The organism is Pseudomonas sp. TJI-51, from assembly GCF_000190455.2.
GTDB classification, from domain to species: Bacteria; Pseudomonadota; Gammaproteobacteria; order Pseudomonadales; family Pseudomonadaceae; genus Aquipseudomonas; species Aquipseudomonas juntendi.
This window is the reverse complement of record NZ_AEWE02000028.1, coordinates 7,590-9,899: the sequence shown is the minus strand read 5'-3', so window position 1 is coordinate 9,899 and position 2,310 is coordinate 7,590. Positions and strand designations below refer to the sequence as shown.

General features: G+C 67.3%; 1 protein-coding gene. It reads left to right on the top strand.

Going from position 1 to position 2,310, the window contains the following annotated elements:
- Positions 1–2,310: Ig-like domain-containing protein (locus tag G1E_RS29260; protein WP_256220432.1), on the top strand; the 2,310-nt coding region annotated here is incomplete at both ends.

The following is a 2,310-nucleotide window of genomic DNA, read 5'->3' as shown; positions in this document are numbered from 1 at the left end:
TGTGGGTATGGGCTGCCGATGGCAGCGTGCTGGGCACGGCCGTAGTGCGCGCCGACGGCAGCTTCCAGGTCGTGCTCGCCTCGCCGCAAGCCAACGGTCAGCCGCTACAGGTGCTTCTGACCGATGCGGCCGGCAACCAGTCGGCCGCCAGCACCATCACCGCGCCAGACACTACACCACCTGCGGCGCCGAGCGACCTGGCGGTTTCCGGCGATGGTGTCACCCTGACCGGCCGCGGCGAAGTCGGCGCCGAGGTGACCGTGACCGACCCGAGCGGCGCCCCGATCGGCAGCGCCATCGTCGATGCCAGCGGGCACTTCACCATTACCCTGAACCCGGCACTGGGCAATGCCGAGCTGCTCAGCTTCACCCAGGCCGACGCCGCCGGTAACGTGTCGGCAGCAGCGACCCTGCAGACCCCGGACTTCACCCCACCTGCCCCGCTCACCCAGGTGGCGATCAACGCCGACGGCAGTGTGGTCACTGGCCTGGGTGAGGCCGGCGCCACCGTGATCGTGAGCAACGCCGCCGGTAGCGTACTGGGAACCGCTACGGTGCTGGCCGACGGCAGCTTCAGCGTCGTGTTGTCGCCTGCACAAATCGACAACCAGGTGCTGTCGGTACTGCAGGCCGATCCGCCCGGCAACGTCAGCGCGCCCGTCAGCGTGCAGGCGCCGGACTTCACGCCGCCCGCTGCTGCAACCGAGTTGCGGCTCAATGCGGCAGGCGATGAGCTGACCGGGGTTGGCGAAGCGGGTACCACGGTGCGCGTCTATGTGGGTACAACGCAAATCGGCACCACCACGGTCGCTGCCGACGGCACCTTCAGCGTCGGCCTGGACACCGCCCAGCTCAATGGCCAGCAGGTGCAGGTAACCCTCACCGACGCCAGTGACAACGTGTCGCCGATCAGTATCGTCACGGCAGTCGACGTAACGCCGCCGGCCATCGTCATTGCCAGCATCAACGACAGCGGTACCCAGTTGATCGGCACCGCCGAGGCCGGTACCCGGGTCACGGTGATAAACAACAACGGTGACCTGCTGGGCCAGGTGACGGTCGACCTGGATGGCACCTTCGTCCTCGGTTTGAGCCAGCCTCAAATCAACGGCGAAACGCTGACCATCATTGCCCAGGACGCCACCGGCAACCCGTCGGCCCCCCTGGAGCTGAGCGCCCCCGACCTGACCGCACCGGTGCAGCCAAGCGACTTGCTGCTCAACCCGGCCGGCACATCGATGACCGGCACTGCCGAGGCCGGCACGCTGATCACCGTGCGTGGCCCGGACAACACCCTCGTGGGCCAGGTGGAGGTCGGTGCCGACGGGCGCTTCACCGTGCCCATCAGCCCGGCGCAGAACAATGGCCAGTTGCTCAGCGTGGTGTCTACCGATGACGCCGGCAACGTCTCGGTTGCTGCGCCCTACCAGGCCAACGACACCTCGCCACCTGACCTGGTGACCAACCTGGCAATCAACAACACTTTCAACGTGCTCACCGGCAAGGGCGAGGCCAATGCCACGGTCACCGTCAGCCTGGGCGGCAGCGTGCTAGGCACTGGGACGGTAGACGCCGCTGGCAACTTCCAGATCACCCTGACGCCGGCAGCAGGCTCGCTGGCAACGCTGGCCATCACGCAGTCCGACGGCATCAATACGTCGGCGGTGGCGACCTATGTCACACCGCTGGTGGCTCCGCCAGTACCGCCGACCAACGTGACGCTGGGCAGCGACGGCCTGACCTTGTCAGGTAACGCGCCCAGCGGCGTCGGCATCCGTGTGTACGATGCCGCAGGCAACCTGATCGGTACAGGTGGCGCGACATTGAACGGTACCTTTACGCTGACGCTCAACTCGGCGCAGCTCAACGGCGAGTACCTGCAGGTCACCGCCGTGGCCCTGGTGGGCGGCGAGTCGCAACCCACCTTCTTGCAGGCAGCCGATACCACCGCACCAGCCGACCCGCTGGTGACCAGCCTGTCGACCAACGGCCTGGTGCTGAGCGGTACCGGCGAGGCCGGTGCCACGGTGACCGTGCGCGATGCCGGTGGCAACGTGCTCGGCAGCGCCGTGGTCAATGGCGGTGGCGTGTACGCCGTCAACCTCAACGCCGCGCAGCTCAATGGCCAGGTCTTGGCGGTGAGCCAGGCCGACGTTGCGGGCAATACGTCCGGCAGCACCCGCTACACCGCTGCCGACCTGCAACCGCCTGCGCTACCGACCAATGTCACCATCAACGGCGCAGGTACCGTGGTGACCGGTAATGGTGAAGCTGGCGCCACCGTCACCGTGCAAGGCGCCAACGGATCGG